The organism is Candidatus Marsarchaeota archaeon (genome assembly GCA_023473665.1).
Lineage (GTDB): Archaea > Micrarchaeota > Micrarchaeia > Micrarchaeales > Micrarchaeaceae > JAMCYM01.
Genome location: JAMCYM010000001.1, coordinates 54,092 through 73,471, shown reverse-complemented (window position 1 = coordinate 73,471; position 19,380 = coordinate 54,092). Strand labels below are relative to the sequence as shown.

The following is a 19,380-nucleotide window of genomic DNA, read 5'->3' as shown; positions in this document are numbered from 1 at the left end:
GAACAGACGCTAAGTCGGCTTTATTGCAGAGGTATTTTAGTAGAAACACATATATAAATTGTTGCGTTGGCTGGTTTCGTCGGCGTATGAAAGCAGGCATCAGCCCTGCGTCGTGTAGTTGCAGCCCGTTGGCTCTGTGAAGCTGCCGCTTATCGCGAGCTTGAGGTACCCGAGATAAGGAATTGAGGCGATGACCTTGCCCTGCACTTCCGAGGAATTAGCAGGGTAATTGCCGTACTGCAAGTCTAGGCCAGGATTGTTGTCGCCCTTCGTAAGCACGTAGTAGTTGCTGCTTGTGCGGAGCACCGCGTATACCCTGTGCACTATGTAGGCGTCGCCATAGCTGTAGAACAGGTCGCCAGGCACGGTTCCGTATACCAGCACGGTGTTGTTGGCGTCTCCGGTTATAGTTGTGTTTCCGATCGTTATCGACTTTGTATACGCTTCCTGCATTATGGTGCCGTTCGTGAATAGCACGCTTGTGGTGCCGCAGGTGTAGCGCACGAGATTCCCGTCTTGGAAGCTGCCGGGCACTATCTCGCTTCCTGAAGATGAGCTGTAGAGCAGGCCAACGCTGTAACCCTGCCGCACGAACTGCGAGACGTACGTGCCTGCAGGGGTGCTGAGGTATGCTACGCACTCCAGCGACTCCCTGTTGAGGTTCTGCTCGAGCGCGGCAACCTGCTCCTGGGTTACATCGACGACAGGCGCCTTTATCTGAGATATGTTATGCACCCCCTGGAGCAGGATCATATCGCCCCTCTGCAGGTAAGGCAGCATACTGCAGCTCGGCACCACGTCGAGCGGATGGCTCGTGGCCAGCACCGCCTGAAGCCCGAACCACAGCGCGACCACTATGGCTATGCCCAGCACTATCTCGGCAATGTTCCGCACCCTTCCCTTCTTCTGCATCGATGCATTGGCTATCTCTATGACGAGCAGCGCTACTATCAGCACTACGACCAGTATGCCTGCAACGAGCGAGATGTAGGCGACGCGCTGGAACAATATGTAAAGAGCGAGCATCAGAACGAGCAGCACATATAGTGGCCATGTGATTATATCATGCCTGCGCTGCACATTGGCATTGTGGTTGGCTCTCTTTCCCTGCATAATAAACACCTGCCTATGCTTTCTTCTTCTCCGCACTCTCGGGAGTGCCTGGCCCGACGAGCTGTATTCCTATGACCTTCGACTCGCCGTTCTGCAGGGCCACGCCCATCGCCGTTTCGGCTGCGCTTATCAGCGAGTCGTTGTGGCTCACGACAACGAACTGCGACCTAGAGCTCATCTGCTTTATCAGCATGGAGAGCTTCTTCGAGTTCTCTTTGTCCAGCGCAGCATCTATCTCGTCGAATATGTAGAATGACATCGGGTTGCGCATCTGTATCGCAAATATCAGTATGAGTATTAGCAGCGACTTCTCTCCCCCAGAAAGCTGCTCTGTTGTTTTCTTGAACTTATCCTGCATGCTTATCTTGAGCCCCGATTCGAACGGCTCCTTAGGGTTCTCTAGCACAAGCGACGCCTCGCCGTCGAATATGTAGCTGTACAGCTGCCTGAAGTTCTCGTTCACAGATCTGAAAGTCTCCATGAACACTGCAAGCTTCTTGGACTCTATCTCGTTTATCATGGAGAGCACAGAGTTGCGCTCGTTGTCGAGGACCTGCAGCTTCGCTTCTGCTTCGTCCACATCGCGCTTCCTCACCTCGTACATCTCCGGCGCCTTGAGGTTGACATTGCCGAGGCGCTCTATGTCGCTCTTTGCTATGACGAGTCTCTTCTCCAGCGACTCTGGGCTGTCGGGCATCTCCTCGTAGGCGGGATACGTTGCGAGCTCCGCCTTTATGTCGCCGAGCCTTGTCTCGAGCTGCATCTTTGCCGATTCCGCGAGCATGAGCTCTCTATTCAGCTTGTCGAGCTCTGCCTGGCGCTCGCCACGCTCAAATCCGAGCTCTGATATACGCTTGTCCAGTTCAGACAGCTCCTTGTAGAGCGATGAGGAAAGCTCGTCGTGGCTCTTCAGCTTCTTCTCCAGCTCTCCCTTCTGAGCCAGGAGCCCCTTCTGCCGCTCCTTCAGCGAAGCGATGGAATCCTTCGCCTGGTCTGCGTCCCGAGAGAGCTTGACGAGCTCCGCCTCAAGCTCTGAGTCGCGCGCCGCCAGCATCTCATTCTCCTTGGCAAGCGACGCTTGGCGCATCATCAGCTGTTCTATCTCCTTCCTTATCCCGCTTGACATAGCCTTCGAAGCGCCGTCCTGCGCCTCGGTGCCCTTTTGCGAAGATGCCAGTGCTGAATGCAGGGCGTCGCGGGCCGCTCTCGCGGCCGACTTCCTCTTTGCGGCGTCGCGGATTGCGCTCTCAAGGCTGTTGAGCTCCTTCTGCGCGGCCAGCATCTGCGAAGATAGAGATGAACCCCTGGCGTTCAGTTCCTTCAGAGCTGTGAGTGCCGTTTCGCTTGCCTCGCCGGCATGCTTCAGCTCGATGCCATAGTTCATTGATTCTATCTCAAGCGCCGAGAGCGCCTTCTTTGCCGAATCCACGCGCGCAGATATATCTAACAGGCTCTTGGCGAGCCCGGCCCTCTCCTCCTCGAGGCTCTTCAGCTCCGCCTGGAGCTTGCCAGGGAACTGCATCGCCTTTATCTGGCCGCCTGTTATCGCGCCTGACTGCTCTATCAGCTCTCCGTCAAGCGTGACGAACCTGTGCTTGCCAACGCCTATCTTCTGTGCAGCATCGACGCTCGGGACAAGGAATGTGTTGGAGAATACGTACTCAAAGGCCTGCGCGAACTTCTTGTCGAACTTGACAAAGTTTATCAGGGGCTCCTGCCCGGACGCGCGCTCTGTCAGCTTAACAGAGAGCTCCCTGAGGGGTATGAACGTGGAACGGCCGAGGCCTTTCTGTTTTATCGTCTCTATGCATCGCTTGGCAACGTCTATCGAGTCGACTATGAAGTAGTTTAGCCTGCTGCCGGCGGCAGCAGAGACTGCATTAGAATATTTGTCGTCGAATGAGCAGAGCTCGTACGCCCTTCCGTAGAATCCCTGCTTTATTGAACTGGAGAGCGCTGCTGCGGCCCTGTCCTGGCTACCCCCGTACAACGCGAGCGACTCGCGCACGTTTATAACTTGCTCGTCCAAGCGCGCCCGCTCCTTCTGCAGCTTCTCTTCCTCTGCCATGATGGCGGATATGCTTTCCTTAGCGTCGCTTATCCTCTTCGCCACAGAAGCGCTCGATGCCTTGGCGTCCTGCGCCCTCTTTTCGCTGGCAGATAGTTCTTCGGAAAGCGAGGCGATCTGCGAGCCTATGCCTTTCGATTCGGATTCCAATTGCTGCGACCTCGCATTGGCACTGGCCAGCCTGCGCTGCAGCGCCTCCTCTTCCTCTGTCGCAGAATCAACGCGCTTCTGATGCTCCTCATATGCGGCGAGCGCCTCCTCGGCCTCTTCGGGGCCTACGCCTAGCGACTTCAATGTGGAGGAGCGTTCGTCGATCTGCGCCTTGACTGCCTGCAGTTCGGCCTCGTTGGCGCCGATCTGCGACTTTATCCTCTTGCGTTCGGACTTCTGCAGTTCTATGCGCTCTTTTCCTGCCGAGAGCTCCTTCGACAGGCTGTCCGACTGGGCGGCAACCGTGGCTGCCGACGCATTTATCTCCTCTAGCTTCTTGCCGGCCGAGCTCGTCTCCAACGAGCGCTCGCTGAGCTTCTGCGACTTGTCGGAGCGCTCGGCACCCAACTTGTTCGCCTCTTCGCCCAGGCTGGATATCCTGCGCTCTATCCCCGTGCGCGTCTCGCCGAACCTTGAGAGCTTGTCTGCGGCTTCGCCGTATTCCTTTGCAAGCTGCAACTCGCGCTTCTTGAGCAGCGAATAGTTCATGCGCTTGACAGAGTCGGTAAGCGCGATGTATCGCTCGGCATCGTCCTTCTCTTTCTTGAGCTCATTCAGGAAGCCCTCGCGCTCGCCGAGCATCACCTTGGCGTTGGATATCTTGTCCTCGACCTTCCCTAGCTCCTTAAGGGAGCTCTCCTTCTTGTCGTCGAACTCCTTTATGCCTGCTGCCACGTCAAGAAGCCCGCGCCGCTCCTTGGCATTGTAGTTGAGTATGCGGGTTATCTCTCCTTGCGTTATCGTGTTGGTCTCGTTTATATTGCAGTTGTTGGCGTCTAGCACATCCATTATGTCCTGCCTGTGCACCCTCTTGCCGTCGAGCCTGTAGGATATCTTGCTGTTGGAGCGCACTATCCTCGAAACCTCTATGTGCTTGTCAGAGCCGTCAGAGAACATGACCGTCACGTAGCTGCGCTTGAGATGCGTTTCGGGATCAGGCTTGACCGTGCCGTTTATCAGGTTGGCCGTCGCAGTGACCCGCATGCGCCTTAGGGATGACTCGCCAAGGGCAAACAGCAGCGAGTCGCAGAGGTTGGATTTGCCAGAACCGTTAGGGCCCACTATGCAGTTGAAGCCATTACTGAAGCTCACGTTCGCATGCCGAAACGACTTGAAGTTATGCAGGGTAAGCCTGTCAAGATAGAGCATAAATCCACCAGTCGCCGCTTAGATATGCCGTCTAAGCATTTTTAGTCCTTCCCTCTGCACGGGAGACATGGAGCGCTATGACAGATTCGACGTGCTGCCTCTGCAGTATTCCTACCAGCATGCCATGGCTGAGCACGCCCGCCACGCCGGTGTTGGCCTCCTGCATCCTCTCCAGCGCGGAGTAGAGGCTCGCCTTAGCATCAAGCGTGGGTAGCTCGGCGCTGAACCCAGATATGCTCTGATTGGCCATGCCCCCTGCCATCTTGCCGAGGGAGTTGTAGGGCAGCCGCGATACCACGTAATACTTGCCCGCATTCCTGAACAGCACTATGTGGGTATGCTTGTCAAGAACCATACCATACAGGCGCGCTAGGGTCGTTGAACCCTTCGTCATTATGTAGTTTTTAGTCATCGCCGAGACGGCCGTCAGCCCTCTCGTGTAGGTCTTCAGGTATGCGGCCTGAAGCTCGGCCTTGGCCCCGCCGTAAAGGAACACTGCTATGAAGACGTCCCACAGCACTATGAACTCCTTGTAGAAGAATGGATAGCCGGGCTCCAGCCCAACATACACGAGCGTGCCTACTATGAACAGCACGATGAGCACGTTGCTCGCCTTCACTGCAGTGCGCGTTGAGTCGAGGAAGCTGTGCCTGCGCTGCAGGTAGCTCCTCAGCACGCGTCCGCCGTCCATCGGGAACCATGGCAATATGTTGAATACGGCGAGCAGCAGGTTGAGGATGAACAGCAGCTGCACGAACACCTTAACTGTACCGCCTGGCAGCAGCACGACAGCCATGCCGAACAGGAAGGCCAATAAGAAGCTCGATACTGGCCCGGCTATCGATATCCTGAACTCGAGCGAAGGCGGCACATTGTCAAGGTCTATTATGGAGCCACCGCCGAGGGGGTACAGCACTATCTTCTTTACGCCTATGCCGTAGCGCTTCGCGGTAAGCGAGTGCGCAAGCTCATGCAGGAATACGCACACGAACAATAGCAGGAACACTAGGAATATGTAGAACGAAAGCACGAGGGCGAACAGCATCAGCAGTATGAACGACCAGTGCAGCTGCACGCCTATGCCTGCAACCCTGCCTATCGTGGGCGAGAAGTTAAATGCCACATCCGCACCAAGCAACGTGTTTTGGCAAACAAAATATAAATAAGCAGCACTGCGATTTATGCGCGGCATTATGGGCAGCATTGAATCGATCAGGTTTGTCTACAACGAACCCGCACTCGTGGTTAACGACAACGGTAGGAACGTCCTTGTAGTGGGCGATCTCCACATAGGTGCAGAGGCGAGGCTCGCAGACAAGGGCATACATGTATATGGCACCAGCGCTGAGATGGCGAAGCACATAATCGGCACCGCCAATGAGTTCTCTGCGAAGGGCGTTGTGCTGCTAGGCGACGTGAAGGAGAGCGTGCTGTATCCACCCGTTTCCGAAAGGAGGGCGATTGCAGCATTCTTCGGCGCGCTCGGTGCGCTAGACGTGGAAGTGGTGGCAGGCAACCACGATGCACACTTGGGGGAGATTGCGGGCATAGAGCCCCTCAGGGAGCTCGTACTGGGCGATGTTGCGCTTATTCACGGACATACATGGCCGTCCGAGAAGGCAGTTGAATGCAGGTACATAGTGACAGCGCACAACCACATAGCAGTCACAGTGCGCGACAGCAACGGCGCACTCTACCGGGAGAAGGCCTGGCTCATAGCTCCAGTTGCGCGAGCGAAAGCAAAAGAGAGATACGGCCGGTTCAAGCCATCGAGGCTCGTAGTCATGCCTGCGTACAACGACCTTATACTCGGCATGCCTGTGAACGAGCTGGGCTCGAAGGGTGAAAACATTAACCCGCTGCTGAGGAGCGGCATATTCTCGCACGACAGGGCTTATGTGTACACGCTGAGGGGCGAGTATATGGGCACGGTGAAGGAGCTGCGCAAGGCTAAGAGCCTCATTCCCTGATTATTGTTATTGGTATTACTCCCTTCTCGAATTCCAGCTCTGCTAGGTCGAGAGGCTCGATTATGTCCTCGGGAACCTTTATCAATGGCGGCGCCCCATTGGCAAGCTGCAGCGCCCTGGCGCCTATCACCCTAGCCTTCTCGAATTTTGTATAATTTTCCATAATATCACGTCATATCGGATTTGGCTTGAAGCGTTCCTTGGCCTCGCTGATTATTTTCTCGACGCGTAGCTTCCAGGCATCGAACTGCTCAGGGCTCTTCGGGTACTCATTGTATACGGAATTGAGCTCCTTCATCTTGCCTGCCACATAAATCAGGTTCCTGAATGCGCTTATGTTCGATGCGCCTTTCAGTATCAGCTTGAGCTTCGATGTCATGCTGAGCTCCGGTATTACGCCAAGCGTTATGTCAGAGGCTTCTTTCGCAGTCAGGAATGTGCGTATCCCATAGTTGAGCGTGTCGTTATTGAGCGACTGCATGTATATCCTGAAGACCTCCATGCCGGCGGTCTTATGGCCATATGCCTCGTTGTAGTCCAGATTGTACTTCCAAAGCCCGCTGACGGACGTGTCGTTCTCGGCTATCGCTCTGACTGCGTTCTCACCGGCAAGCACCCCTGCTATGAGCGCCGGGCCTATGCCGCCAGCGCTTATCGGATTGGGCATTGCCATGCTGTCGCCTGCTCCCATGTAGCCATCGTATACCAGGCTCTCCATCTGCCTGCGGACCGCGACCGACCATATGCCCCTGCCGTTATTGTCCTTGTTGAACAGCTTAGTGTTCCTGATCGTGACGTTCCACTTCACGTAAGCGTCGATAAGGGATTGCACAGTATCCTTCCTTCCGAGCTTCTGGTTCCTCATCTCGAGGCTGCGCTTCTGTACGCCCAACCCTATGTTTATCTTCCCATTGCTCTTTGGGAACACCCAACCATAGCCGCCTGGCGCCATCTCCTGATTCAGGTGTATCAGCGCATTCTTTGGGTCGTAGTAGCGCAAATCCTCGTGGTCGAGTTCGAACTCGTAGATGTACCTTCCTGTTGACTCTATGTCATCTATGTCGATGTTCTTCTCTATGTACTTGTTTTCGGGGAGCCTGCGCCTCAGCACTGTGGCTACGCCCAATGCATCTATAACCAGCTTTGAGCTGAAGGTCTTGTGCTCCTTCTTCTCGTCCTTGCCGAATATACCAGCAACCTTGCTGCCTTCCATCACGGGCCCTTCGACCTCAAAATGATGCACGTAGTGCGCGCCGCTCTTGATTGCAAAGTCGAGGAGCATCCTCTCGAACTCTGGCCTGTCGAGCGTGTAGCCGACACCGTCGAACATGTACTTTGCGCCGAGGTCCGGCGAGAATGCGTATACGCCGTCGACCTTCAGGTCGAGGCCCGGCTTCGAGAACGTGATACCGGTCTTTTTAGTTATGTAGTCGATGTGCGACCCCGCTACAGCGTCGCCGCACGTCCATCCCCAGTTGTTCTTCTTGCCGGCGGTATCGCGGTCGTTTCGGTCAAGGAGGAGCACGCTGAGGCCCTTCTTGGCGGCTATGCCTGCCGCGAGCGATCCGGCCATGCCGGCTCCTGCTACAATTACATCATAGCTTTCGTTTTTATCCATGAAAACACGCACCGTGGCTAATATGCAGAATGTACAGTAGAGTTTTCTATCGCAGGTATTTAAAATTTTGTGTTATATGGTAAAGGCTACGGTTTAGGGGCAAGACCAAGCCTCGCCCCGAGCTCTTCGATGTCGACGTAAGACATAGGCTTCTTGTACAGTTCATTGACAAGCCAGAGGCCGCTCTCGCGTATTTTCTGCTTAGAAGAGAAGTTGCCGAGCCAGTCAGGCGATGGTTTGCATGCATCGCACAGCGACACTGTAGATATGAGCTTTGATTCCAAAGCCAGCCTATCCTCTTTGGCACCGACCTCAAATACAACGAAACTGAGATTTTTCCGCATGTATTCCGATACCTCATTCTCCACCTTTGTTATCGCGTCCATATCAAAGCCCTTGCTCTCGGACTTGCCCTTTCTTGTTGTACGATCCTTCTCCCACATTTCGAGGAGCTTCATATCGCCAGATTTACTTATTATTGCCCTGCCGACGTTCTTCCTGAATATGCTCCTGTCCTTGTTCTCGTTTATTAGATGTTGTGCAAGCCTTGAGCGCAGCTGGTTCTGGCCGTTGTGCGTGCCTATCCGCACTATGCGGTCGAAGCCATGGCTTCTCTCACCCTTCTCGAAGAACACGTATATACCATTGAGTGGTATCTTTGACGCGTCAAACTGCCATGTAAACCTCTCCAGCGAGTTAAACAGTTTGTGCAAAAGTGCACAGCGTTCGTTTGTACTATCCATGCCTATCGCTCTCTGCTGCTAATGCCTTCAATCTTTTGAGCCTGTTGCCAAGAGAAAGGCCAGCCAGCGGATATTCCTTTATGTGCACATGGCTTTCCAATGGCTTGGCATACTCGCTTCCGGCAAGCATTACGAATGTGTCGTTTTCGAGATCAGCGTGTTCACGCAATTGGCCTATCACGATATTGGCCCATTCCGCCTTTTCGGCTTTGCTCATCAATTTTAGGGACAAATCGTAAGGCTCTATCTCCCTGTTCGGGTCAAGCAGGTGGTGCTTGGCCGACAGTATGAACAGCTTGTCGAGCTTAAGTGTTTTGGCGTACTGGAGGCTCAGCCTGAAGAGTGCGCCGGTGTACATGTCGATGGCTTTCGCCCTGTGGTCCAGCTTGCTTTTTGAGCATGAGATAAGGACTATTTTCGCCATGGTATGTATTAGCAACTAGAATATTTCAAACTTTCTGCGGCACTGCCACACCTTTTAAATAGGGCTGTATAAGTAGCAATACACAAAGATGTGAATTGCATGGGGTTGCCTGTCGTTAAGGCTAAAATAATACCGTTGAGAATGGACCTCCCAACCATATATTCTCTGCGGAGCCGCTGGGTAAGCATCTTCAACCATTGGTATCCAGAGCTGGAAACACTATTAAAAGGCATAGACACGGCACATGAGCGAAGAAGGATAACGTATGGTTTTTTTAGCAGGGTTTATTTAAAACAAAAACCCGCAATGGAGAGAGCATTAATGAGATTCAACAGGAACTGGCCTTCTCTGAACAATGAGGTTATGCTTGCGCTATCGGAAGTGATTGAGAAGGAATGGCCAAAAAAAGACAGAATAATACACGCCTACATTTCAATGGACCCAGTAGGCCCTAGATACATAAAATCTAGGAGATTCGACATATTCTACAAATTTAAATTTATAGGAATGGCAGTAACATGCGTGCATGAACTCTCACATTTCCTGTATTTCGAGAAATGGAAGGAGGTGCTCCCCAAGGCTGATGAGAAGGAATTTGATCCCCCATATCTTGTATGGAAGTTGAGCGAGATGGTGCCACAAATCATCCTGAATGATAAGAGGATACGTAAGGTCGTGGACTTTAATTTCGGTTCCCATCCACAGTTTCAAGGATGTGTCATAAAAGGCAGACCACTGCTCGCTTACCTAAAGGATTTCTACGATAACAGAAAAGATTTTGCAGACTTTCTGCGCCAGTCATGGAAGTTTGTAAAGGCGCACGAGAAAGAAATACCGTAATCTCCATGCTCTGGAGGGCCTAATCTTCTCAGTAGAACCTTTTCTGCCAGACCTCTGGAAGCAAATCTCTGAGTTTTGTAGCTTTACCTTTTCCGATGACTATTTCAGTATCCAAGTTTTTGTTGTTGATCTGATACATCAACTCTCTGCACCTGCCGCAAGGCGGCAATATGGTTCCATTGCTTGAAACGGCCACGATTCTCTTAATGCTGTATTCCCTATTGGTCGCCATGCTGGCTATGGCACTGTGCTCGGCGCAGAACCCTATTCCGCAAGAGGCCTCGATGCTCACGCCAGTATACACATGGTTTTTATTAGTGATTAATGCGCAGCCTACCCTGCCAGTTTTAACATCTGTTGACGCCTTATGCGCTTTGGCTACTCGTTTTGCCCGTTTGATTAATTTGTTATCAGTCACTTCCACTGCATTACCCCTTATCAGCATGAGGTGCAGGGGGAGAGATTCGAACTCTCGAAGGCGCTAGGCCACAGGATCTTAAGTCCTGCGCGTTTTTCCGTGGCTAGTAAGAGCCAAACCAGACTCCGCCACCCCTGCATTCGCTTAAGCGTACATCGATGGGCCGCTCGAGTCCACAACCTGCTTGTAGCTGTCGTGCGTTTCCTTGCTCTTCTTGAGCATGTCCCTTATCTTTGCTTCTACTTCCTTGGCCTCGCGTTCGAGCTCTGTTGTGTCTATATTAAGGTCCGCGATTTTGTCTATGGCTTGTATGGCCAATTCGGCATAGCGTGGATCTACTATGTTCTGGTCGACAGGCACGAGTATCGTGACGTCAGGCAGGTCTGTCTTTGCGGCGTTAATCAGAAGCATGGCGCTTACGCCTGTGGCGACACCCTCGCTCACCAGTGTCATGCCCGCCTTGCGGACGTCTCCCTCGAGCTTGGCGCTTGAGGTTATCGCGAAAACATCCTCCTTTTGATGTTTGGCTTCTTCGTCTTTGTCGTCATCGTCGCCTATCTGCAGCGATGTTCCGGAAGGCATGCCGCCTATGGATATTACCTTTGCCATTCCTGCATCCTTTATCAGCTTGTTGAGTTCGGTGGTAAGTTCATAAGTCATCTTTAGAGGGATTGCGAACTCGGCGAAAATCGTGACTATTTTCTGCTTCTGGCTGTAGTACATGCGGACAGGGGGCATAGGTCTGCCGCCGTGTATCGAAACCAATGGTGGGAAGTCGTCGCTCTCTATGTAGCCGCAGTACTGCATCCCCAGCTTGTCTATCATGTAGCTTATTGCCATGGGCCCGACTAGGCCGATTCCAGGAAATCCTTCTACAAGAGTATATCCAGCCAGGTTTACCTTGTCGAATATTTTTATGGTTATCATGCGAATCGATAGGTATTAGCAAAAGATATTATTAAGTATGCGCTGCACACGGCAGATAACATTCACACCAAAGATGCATAGACGCCTAACGAGACCGCATTTGGCAGTTTTTCCCTCGAAGTTACGTCGATAGTTATTTAAGTTTATCCATGTATTAGTAATCGGTGAATCTGATGGCAGAAAGGATTGGAAGAGAAAGGGTAGGTAGAGAAGACGGCTATCTCTATTACCTAGGCAAGGACGGTTACGTCTGGCGCACACCAATGAGAGCCAATGCGCGCGGAAGGAAGGCGCGTATAGGAAAGGAGCGCGTGTCTAGGCAGAATGGCTACCTATACTTCATCGACAAGAGCGGCTATGTAGCAAGGACAAAGATGAACCGTGGGGGAAGGATGAGAGGCTCGAGGAGCTCAAGGAGGAGCGCAAAGAGGGCGAGCCCGGCAAGAAGGGCCAAGGCAAGAAGGAGATAATCCCTACGGACCTTTGCTTAACCGCACAGTAAGTTGGGTGCTGCGCCCAATGCAGCACCCCATTCTTTTCTTTTTGGCATTTTGCCTAGTTGCTAATTCTGAATGAGGCCTTCGCGCCGATCTTTAATTTTCTACGCTTTACAAACCCTAAATTTGTCTCAACTACGTACCTTGCTTGCCTAGATGGGTACATCGTTTTGCAGGTCAGACCACGGCATGGCCTTGCGTTCTCAAACATGTCGATTACGCGTTTTTGTGAATCAAGCCAGAGTATGTCTATCGGAAAGCGCATGTTGCGCATCCATATGCCCGGCTTGCCATCGGAGTCAAAAGTGAAAAGCATGCAGCTGTTTGGCGCTAGCTCATCCATATACATAAGCCCTATCATGCGCTTCAGCATCGTGTCGGCTATAAGCGCGCGTAGCCTTGCCCCGCCGATCGATATGCTTGCCGTCCTGTACCTCTGCCGGCGTTGTATAAAGCTCAGCAGCCCCATGCACACCACTCATTCGGTAAGGGAGACACTTTTCTCTCTCATGAACTGTGATAGGTAGTGCCTGCTGCCCGTTCCCTTGCCGGTAAGGCCGCTGCCCTTCCAGCCAACGAACGTGTGCATGCCGACTATGGCGCCCGTTGTTGCGCTGGTGCCGCGGTTTATGTAGACAGTACCTGCCTGGATGCCCTCAGCAAACTCCTTTATTTCACGCCTGTTCTTTGAGTAGAGGCCTGCCGTGAGGCCGTATTCGACGTCATTTGCCATCCTGAGCGCGTCCCTGAACTCATTGTATGTTTCTATGGTCAGGAACGGCAGAAAGAGCTCGGTATGCACCAGCTCGTGCTCGTGCCTTAGCTCAACTATGACGGGCTCGACATAGAAGCCGTCCAGGCTTGTAGCTACCCGGTTCCCGCCATAGAGCATGCGGCCTGATGCCTTCGCCTTCTCTACGGATTCTACGTAGCGCTTGTAGGCGCTTTCGCTGATCAGAGGACCCATGTAGTTCTCCTTGGCAAGCGGATCGCCCACTTTTATGGCCCTTGTGCGCTCGAGGAGCTTGCTTATGAAAATCTCCTTTATCGACTCGTGCACGTACACTCTGGAGAGGGCACTGCATTTCTGGCCGGCGAAGCCGAATGCTGCGCTCACAGTCCCGTCAACGGCCTTGTCAATGTCTGCATATTTTGACACTATGGCGGGGTTTTTGCCGCCCATCTCGACTATAAACGCCTTTTGGTTCCCGGCGCTGAAGGTGCGTGCTATCATCTTGAGCCCAGTCGACTTCGAGCCAGTAAACACTATTCCGGCAACGTCATTGCTTGAGACCAGCTCGTCACCTACCTCTGAGCCTGGACCGGTCACGTAATTGAAGACACCATCGGGCACCCCGCTTTCTTTCATGAGCCTGTAGATATGAAGGCCTGTCAGCATCGACATGTTGTCTGTTGACGATGGTTTAAACACTACCGTATTGCCGGTTATCATTGCCCCGACGCTCATCCCGACCGATATCGACACCGGGAAGTTGAACGGCGCGATGACGCCGAATACACCGTATGGCTCCATTGTTATTGTTATGCGCTCGTTGCCAGATGGCGCCCCTTGGAAGCCAAGTTGCACTTTGCCGGAACTCTGTTGGATTGCGGTCTTGCGTATGTAGCCTTTGTTGCGCTCCAGCTCATCAGCGTAGTAGCGCAGGAAGTCTATAGCTTCATCTACCTCACCGACAGATTCGTACCTTGATTTGCCGTTCTCATAGCTCAGCACTGCAGCCAGCTTGAACTTGTCCCTCACAAACAGCTCGGCTGCCTTCCTGAAGATGGTGATGCGCTCCTTGTAGTTAGTGGAGCTCCATTGGGCAAAAGCCTTCTTGGCCTCTGCAACCGCAAGGCGGCTGTGCTCCCTCGTGCCCTTCTGGAAGTAGCCTATCAGCATTTTGCGGTCTATCGGGGAGCGCTCTTCAAGAAGCTCGCTGGCATGCACTTCCTTTCCGCCTATGTACATGGGGTTCTTCGCACCGAAGCTAGCCCTGGCTTCCTTCATCGCCTGCTCGAAAAGTGCATCGAATTCCTGCTCCTTGCCCGACTCGAGAAAGTGCCTGTAGGTAAACTCGTTGGTGAATTTTGTACCTGCCATTAAACCACTCTACGCAATTAGCATGTGTGCAAGCATATTACGCAGGCAAGCAATTTAAAGGTGCAGCGACCAGGTCCGACATTCTCGTCCTGTTCCTTTCATGCAACCGGACATTATAGGAGAACGCTGCCTAAGTTTGACATGCTTACTCCGCCGTGATATAAAGGTTTAAATATTATGGAGAAGCCATCCATATTACTGGGTTATAAAATTAGTAGATAACATGACCGCAACGCAGGATAGTAATGTTGTTCAAGAGGAAAATGAGTACCTCAAGCTCTACGGCTTCCGGGACAAGACAGAGTATTCTGAGATACAGAAGGGTCTAAGCGAAGGCACCGTAAGGTTCATATCGAAGAGCAAGGGAGAGCCGGACTGGATGCTCGAGAAAAGGCTCGCGGGCTACAGGACATTTGTATCCAAGCCTGTGCCGACGTGGGGCGCCGACCTCAGCAAGATAGACTACGATGACATATACTACTACCTGAAGCCTAAGGCGAACAAGAGCGATGCGTGGGAGAACGTGCCCGAGGATATAAAGAAGACGTTCGACAAGCTTGGCGTTCCAGAAGCCGAACGCAAGTTCTTTGCTGGTGCAGAGGCGCAGTACGATTCTGAGGTCGTGTATCACCACGTCAAGGAGGAGCTTGAGAAGCAGGGGGTCATATTCACCGATACAGATACAGCGGTCAAGAAATATCCGGAACTCGTCAAGAAATACTTCGGGACAATAATACCTCCGACTGACAACAAGTACGCAGCGCTCAACACAGCAGTATGGAGCGGCGGTAGCTTCATTTATGTGCCGAAAGGCGTTAAGGTAGTTATGCCGCTGCAGGCCTACTTCAGGATAAACGCAGAGAAGGCAGGCCAGTTCGAGCGCACGCTCATTGTGGCAGATGAAGGCGCTGACGTTACCTACATAGAGGGATGCACAGCTCCGATATACATCAGCTCTTCGCTGCATTCCGCAGTGGTCGAGATAGTCGTACACAAGAATGCGCACGTCAGGTACGTTACTGTGCAGAACTGGTCCAAGAATGTCTATAATCTAGTCACGCAGCGAGCCTATGCGTACGAGAATGCGCACATGGAATGGCTCGATGCCAACATAGGGAGCAAAACCAACATGAAGTATCCTAGCATATTTCTTAAGGGAAGCGGAAGCAAGGGCGACATTCTTTCCATCGCGGTTGCAGGAGAAAACCAGGTGCAGGATTCCGGCGGCAAGGTTTACCATCTGGCCCCGAACACGACCTCGCAGATAATCTCGAAGAGCGTGTCTAAGGGAAGCGGAGTCGCTTCGTACAGGGGGCTTGTGCACGTCGATAAGCGGGCGACTAATTCCAGCGCTGCAGTCAAGTGCGATGCATTGCTGCTGGACGACAGCGCGAGAACCAATACTTACCCATATGAAGAGATTTACGCTGACGACGCCTTCGTCAGCCACGAGGCGGCAGTGGGCAGGCTTGGTGAGGACGAGCTTTTTTACCTTATGTCAAGGGGAATGAAGGAGGATGACGCCATAGCCACAATAGTTTTGGGGTTCATAGACCCGCTCGTGAAGGCACTGCCGCTTGAGTACTCGCTTGAGCTAAAGCGCCTCATAAAGCTAGATACCACAAATGCAGTAGGCTGATAGTGATCTTATGACCCCAGAAAGGCCCATAGGCGCATCGATCGATTACAGGTCAAAGCCCTATGAGCTGAATGAGCTCTACAAAAAATATGGGGTGGAGTTTGACTTGGACCGCTACGCGAAACTGCTCTCGGAGGAACAGCAATTGGTAGATCACAGCGCTCTCGCTTCGAAGATAGCCACAAAACTGAAAACGAAGTTTGATGCTGTAATATTGAACAACGAGCTGGTTTTTGACGATTCGGGATCCCTCAAGGGGGCAGATGCAAATGGCGCATTGGAGCATATGAACGGGCTTATACACGACAATAATAGGTTCAGCGCATTTGCAGGAGCCTTTGCTAAGAAAGCATTCATTCTAGACGTGCCATCCGGCGCTGAGGTGGCACTCAGTGTGCTTTTTATTTCAGGTACAACAGTTGCGCCATTGCTGCTTTCGGTCAAAGCCGGCAGCAACTCAAAACTCACCATGAACGAGGTGTTCGCTTCCGGGCAAGGTGAGGTGATGACAAGCATGCTGCAGAACATTCAGGGAGACGAACGCTCTGCGGTTGAGATGAACGTGCTGCACGTAGAGGAAAGCGGCGCTGCAGGCTTTTCAATCGCTAATGCAACTGCGCAAGACAGAGCATCTATCGCGATGAACAGCCTGTATGCCGGAGGTGCGATTCACAAGCAGCACAGCGAATTGGCAGCCATAGGCAGCAATTCTCGTGTTGAGTCAAATGACGTTGTAATTGGCGTAGGCGCACAAAAGCTTGACATGTACACGGGTCTTTTGAATGGGGGCGAGGCCTCAGTTGCCACATCAGAGGCAAAGGTCGTTGCCATGGACACGTCGTCTGTGATTGCCAAGGGGATGGCAAAAGTGCTACATGGCTCGAAAAAGTCGCTTTCGTACCTTAAGGAGCGGGGCCTTATATACGACAACGGTGCGCAGATAAAGATGATGCCCGACATGTCCATAGACGAGGGCGAAGTCAAGGCCACACACTCTAGCTCTGTGTCGCCAATAAGCGAGGACGATATCTTTTACATATCTGCCAGGGGGGTGCAACGCGACGAGGCGAAGAAGATAGTTGTTGGAGGCTTCATGCTGGAGACGCTTGGTAAGATAAATGATCAGCGTATAAGGTCGATCGCAGCCGCAATAGCACTTAGCAGGCTGCGGGAAAGAAGTGGGGGTGTTCCGGAGATAAGCCTGAAGGACGCATGGGCAAGCCAGACACAAGGCCAGCAAGCGCAATTCGATGGGGCACACAAGCTCAGGTGATACGATGGATGCAAACTACGATGTTGTGTTGAGGGAGTTTATGCCAGCGCTCAAGGGGAACCTTGCGCGAACCATGGCGTTGAAGTACAAACTGAAGCAGGTCGAGATAGCCAGGCTCATAGGCGTCACACAAGCGGAGATAAGCAAGTACGTAAATGGCAAGCAACCGAAAGGCAATGGGATTGTTTTCGATCATGGTAGCATAGACAAGATAGCAAGGCATATGCTAAGCCATAATGAACACGAGGCACAAAAGGCAGTTTGCAGCATGTGCCCTAAGGGCATGTCGCTCTCGTGTTCGCTGATGATTAGATAGCTGTAAAAAGCAACTATGAAGATGTGATACCATGAAACTGGAGATTAAAGACCTGCACGTTGGTGTCGGCGGTAAAACCATACTGAACGGGATAAATTTAGTAGTGAATAGCGGTGAGTTCCATGTGCTTATGGGGCCCAACGGCTCGGGCAAGACAACACTGGCCAAGGCCATAATGGGCTACCCTGGTCTTGAGATATCGAAAGGCGACATCTTAATCGATGGGAATAGCATATTGAAACTAAGCCCGGATAAGCGTGCAAAGCTAGGGCTATTCCTCCAATTCCAGAATCCTGTTGAGATAGATGGCGTTGGTTTCGTCAACTTTCTCAGGTCGGCCCTTGAATCAAAGACAGACGGCACAGTAAATATGCGCGAATTTATGGAGAACATCAAGGCTTACTCCGAAAAACTGAAAATCGACAATGGCGTGATAGGCAGGTCGCTTAACAAGGGCTTCTCTGGGGGCGAGAAGAAGAAGGCAGAGATATTGCAGATGGCTGTACTGAAGCCGGGTATCGCGATTCTCGACGAACCTGATTCCGGGCTCGACATAGATGCCGTCAAGGTAGTTGCGGAGAACATTAACGAGCTCGCCACTAAAAACAGTATGGGCCTGCTTGTAATAACGCACTACAGCAGGGTGCTGAAGTACATGAAGCCCCAGTTCGTGCATGTAATATCCGATGGCCGGATAATCAAGGAAGGCGGCGTGGAGCTGGTCGGAGAACTCGAGGCAAGCGGGTACGGGCAGATGCGCTCAAACGGGCAGACGGCAAGTGAACAAAATGATTGAATCGAATCATGGCAAAGCTAGGACGGCGCTTGATGTGGAAAAGATACGTAAGGACTTCCCGATACTCGGCATTAGGATGCATGGCAAGCCTCTCGTCTATCTGGACAGCGCAGCCACCTCGCAGAAGCCAGCGCAGGTGATAAACGCCATAAAGGAGTACTATGAAGGCTACAACGCGAACATACACAGGGGGATATACGAGATTTCGGAGCGCGCAACCGAGGCATACACAGGCTCTAAGGTGAAGCTAGCAAAATTCTTGAATGCAAACTCATACCAGGAGCTTGTATACGTGAGGAATACAACAGAGGCCATGAACCTTGTGGCACTTACATGGGGAGCCTCCAACATAGGGAGAGGAGACCACATACTTATATCAGAGATGGAGCATCACAGCAACATAGTCCCATGGATAATGCTGGCAAAGAAGACCGGCGCTATTCTTGACTACATAAAGCTCGATGAGGAGCGCAGCAGGCTTGATGAGGAAAGCCTTAAGGAACAGCTTGAAAAGCACCCGAAACTAGTTGCCATAACCCACGTTTCGAATGTGCTTGGCACTATAAACGACGTGAAGAGAATAACCGCCATGGCGCACAAGGCCGGCGCAAAGGTGCTCGTGGATGGAGCCCAGTCCGCACCGCATATGCCGGTTGACGTAAAGAACATTGACTGTGATTTCTTCGCGCTTTCCGGACATAAAATGCTTGCGCCTACGGGCATAGGGGCGCTGTATGCTAAGAGGCAGCTCTTGGAGGATATGCCGCCATTGTTTGGAGGGGGCGACATGATACGCACTGTCAGTTTCCAAGACTATACGCCGAACGACCTGCCATGGAAGTTTGAGGCAGGTACCTCGAACATAGAGGGAGGCATAGGGCTGTCTGCTGCACTTGATTATCTAAATAGGCTTGGCATGGAAAACGTAAGGAGGCACGAGATCGAGCTTACGGAGTATGCGCTCAGCAGGCTGGAAAGCGTTAGGAACGTGTCAGTATTTGGGCTTGGCCGGTCGCAGATCAAGAGCAGGGGTGGCGTGATATCGTTTGAGGTAGATAAGGTGCATCCGCACGATGTCGCAAGCATATTCGACAGCGAAGGAATAGCGATACGCGCAGGTCATCACTGCGCGATGCCACTTGTAGCCAATATACTCAATGAAGCAGCCGTGGCAAGAATGAGCTTTTACATCTACAACACAAAGGCTGAAGTAGACAAGGCCGTTGACGCAATAGCAAAGGTCAAGAAGATTTTCAGAGTTGCTTGAGGCGAACT

19 protein-coding genes and 1 tRNA gene are annotated in these 19,380 nt (G+C 52.3%); 8 read left to right on the top strand and 12 right to left on the bottom strand.

Translation table 11 applies throughout. The features are described from left to right. Window positions 1-99: 99 nt before the first annotated feature. The 3 genes from M1158_00420 to M1158_00410 are packed head-to-tail and all read right to left on the bottom strand — an operon-like array spanning window position 100 to window position 5,663. The gene (locus M1158_00420; GenBank protein MCL5099578.1) at window positions 100-1,113 is read right to left on the bottom strand and encodes a hypothetical protein; all 1,014 of its coding nucleotides are present in this window, start codon (window positions 1,111-1,113) and stop codon (window positions 100-102) included. Between the two features lie 13 nt (window positions 1,114-1,126). After that, window positions 1,127-4,540, bottom strand: coding sequence for an AAA family ATPase (locus M1158_00415; protein ID MCL5099577.1), 3,414 nt, complete (start codon window positions 4,538-4,540; stop codon window positions 1,127-1,129). 31 nt (window positions 4,541-4,571) lie between these two features. Next, complete coding sequence (locus tag M1158_00410; GenBank protein MCL5099576.1) at window positions 4,572-5,663, bottom strand: M50 family metallopeptidase; 1,092 nt, start codon at window positions 5,661-5,663, stop codon at window positions 4,572-4,574. 70 nt (window positions 5,664-5,733) lie between these two features. Here M1158_00410 and M1158_00405 point away from each other — a divergent pair, with 70 nt between their 5' ends. Further along, complete coding sequence (locus M1158_00405) at window positions 5,734-6,510, top strand: metallophosphoesterase (protein ID MCL5099575.1); 777 nt, start codon at window positions 5,734-5,736, stop codon at window positions 6,508-6,510. Here the strand turns inward: M1158_00405 and M1158_00400 are convergent. The 4 genes from M1158_00400 to M1158_00385 form a co-directional block, all read right to left on the bottom strand. Further along, entirely contained in the window at window positions 6,500-6,673 is a 174-nt protein-coding gene (locus M1158_00400; GenBank protein MCL5099574.1) for a DNA-directed RNA polymerase subunit K, read from the bottom strand. The two genes, M1158_00405 and M1158_00400, sit on opposite strands and share 11 nt — an antisense overlap. A gap of 9 nt (window positions 6,674-6,682) precedes the next feature. Beyond that, the gene (locus M1158_00395) at window positions 6,683-8,128 is read right to left on the bottom strand and encodes a dehydrogenase (GenBank protein ID MCL5099573.1); all 1,446 of its coding nucleotides are present in this window, start codon (window positions 8,126-8,128) and stop codon (window positions 6,683-6,685) included. 86 nt (window positions 8,129-8,214) lie between these two features. Then, complete coding sequence (locus tag M1158_00390; GenBank protein ID MCL5099572.1) at window positions 8,215-8,841, bottom strand: hypothetical protein; 627 nt, start codon at window positions 8,839-8,841, stop codon at window positions 8,215-8,217. 22 nt (window positions 8,842-8,863) lie between these two features. Continuing rightward, window positions 8,864-9,295, bottom strand: coding sequence for a hypothetical protein (locus tag M1158_00385; GenBank protein MCL5099571.1), 432 nt, complete (start codon window positions 9,293-9,295; stop codon window positions 8,864-8,866). A 99-nt stretch (window positions 9,296-9,394) separates the two neighbouring features. Here M1158_00385 and M1158_00380 point away from each other — a divergent pair, with 99 nt between their 5' ends. After that, entirely contained in the window at window positions 9,395-10,135 is a 741-nt protein-coding gene (locus M1158_00380) for a hypothetical protein (protein MCL5099570.1), read from the top strand. A gap of 28 nt (window positions 10,136-10,163) precedes the next feature. Here the strand turns inward: M1158_00380 and M1158_00375 are convergent, their stop codons facing one another. The 3 genes from M1158_00375 to M1158_00365 all read right to left on the bottom strand — a co-directional run bounded on the left by M1158_00375 (window position 10,164) and on the right by M1158_00365 (window position 11,480). Further along, window positions 10,164-10,559: a cytidine deaminase gene (locus M1158_00375; GenBank protein MCL5099569.1), complete on the bottom strand. Its 396-nt coding sequence runs from the start codon at window positions 10,557-10,559 to the stop codon at window positions 10,164-10,166. A 25-nt stretch (window positions 10,560-10,584) separates the two neighbouring features. Beyond that, window positions 10,585-10,691, bottom strand: a tRNA-Leu gene (locus tag M1158_00370). Window positions 10,692-10,697: 6 nt separating this feature from the next. Further along, a complete protein-coding gene (locus M1158_00365) occupies window positions 10,698-11,480 on the bottom strand; it encodes a PAC2 family protein (GenBank protein MCL5099568.1) in 783 nt (260 codons plus the stop codon). Between the two features lie 173 nt (window positions 11,481-11,653). Between M1158_00365 and M1158_00360 the strand changes: the two genes are divergently transcribed. After that, a complete protein-coding gene (locus M1158_00360; GenBank protein MCL5099567.1) occupies window positions 11,654-11,950 on the top strand; it encodes a hypothetical protein in 297 nt (98 codons plus the stop codon). Window positions 11,951-12,035: 85 nt separating this feature from the next. On the opposite strand, the gene M1158_00355 is transcribed toward M1158_00360, so the two are convergent. Then, window positions 12,036-12,446: a DUF192 domain-containing protein gene (locus tag M1158_00355; protein ID MCL5099566.1), complete on the bottom strand. Its 411-nt coding sequence runs from the start codon at window positions 12,444-12,446 to the stop codon at window positions 12,036-12,038. A gap of 9 nt (window positions 12,447-12,455) precedes the next feature. Then, entirely contained in the window at window positions 12,456-14,081 is a 1,626-nt protein-coding gene (locus M1158_00350) for an aldehyde dehydrogenase family protein (GenBank protein MCL5099565.1), read from the bottom strand. A gap of 223 nt (window positions 14,082-14,304) precedes the next feature. Here M1158_00350 and sufB point away from each other — a divergent pair, with 223 nt between their 5' ends. From sufB to M1158_00325, 5 genes are read left to right on the top strand one after another with little or no spacing between them, the layout of a single operon-like run. Next, window positions 14,305-15,720: a Fe-S cluster assembly protein SufB gene (sufB, locus tag M1158_00345; protein MCL5099564.1), complete on the top strand. Its 1,416-nt coding sequence runs from the start codon at window positions 14,305-14,307 to the stop codon at window positions 15,718-15,720. Between the two features lie 10 nt (window positions 15,721-15,730). After that, window positions 15,731-16,993, top strand: coding sequence for a SufD family Fe-S cluster assembly protein (locus tag M1158_00340; protein ID MCL5099563.1), 1,263 nt, complete (start codon window positions 15,731-15,733; stop codon window positions 16,991-16,993). Window positions 16,994-16,997: 4 nt separating this feature from the next. Continuing rightward, a complete protein-coding gene (locus M1158_00335) occupies window positions 16,998-17,309 on the top strand; it encodes a helix-turn-helix domain-containing protein (protein ID MCL5099562.1) in 312 nt (103 codons plus the stop codon). Window positions 17,310-17,340: 31 nt separating this feature from the next. Continuing rightward, the gene (gene sufC, locus M1158_00330; GenBank protein ID MCL5099561.1) at window positions 17,341-18,105 is read left to right on the top strand and encodes a Fe-S cluster assembly ATPase SufC; all 765 of its coding nucleotides are present in this window, start codon (window positions 17,341-17,343) and stop codon (window positions 18,103-18,105) included. Then, entirely contained in the window at window positions 18,098-19,372 is a 1,275-nt protein-coding gene (locus M1158_00325; GenBank protein ID MCL5099560.1) for a cysteine desulfurase, read from the top strand. The genes sufC and M1158_00325 overlap by 8 nt, the downstream gene beginning before the upstream one ends. The last annotated feature ends 8 nt before the right edge of the window (window positions 19,373-19,380 follow it).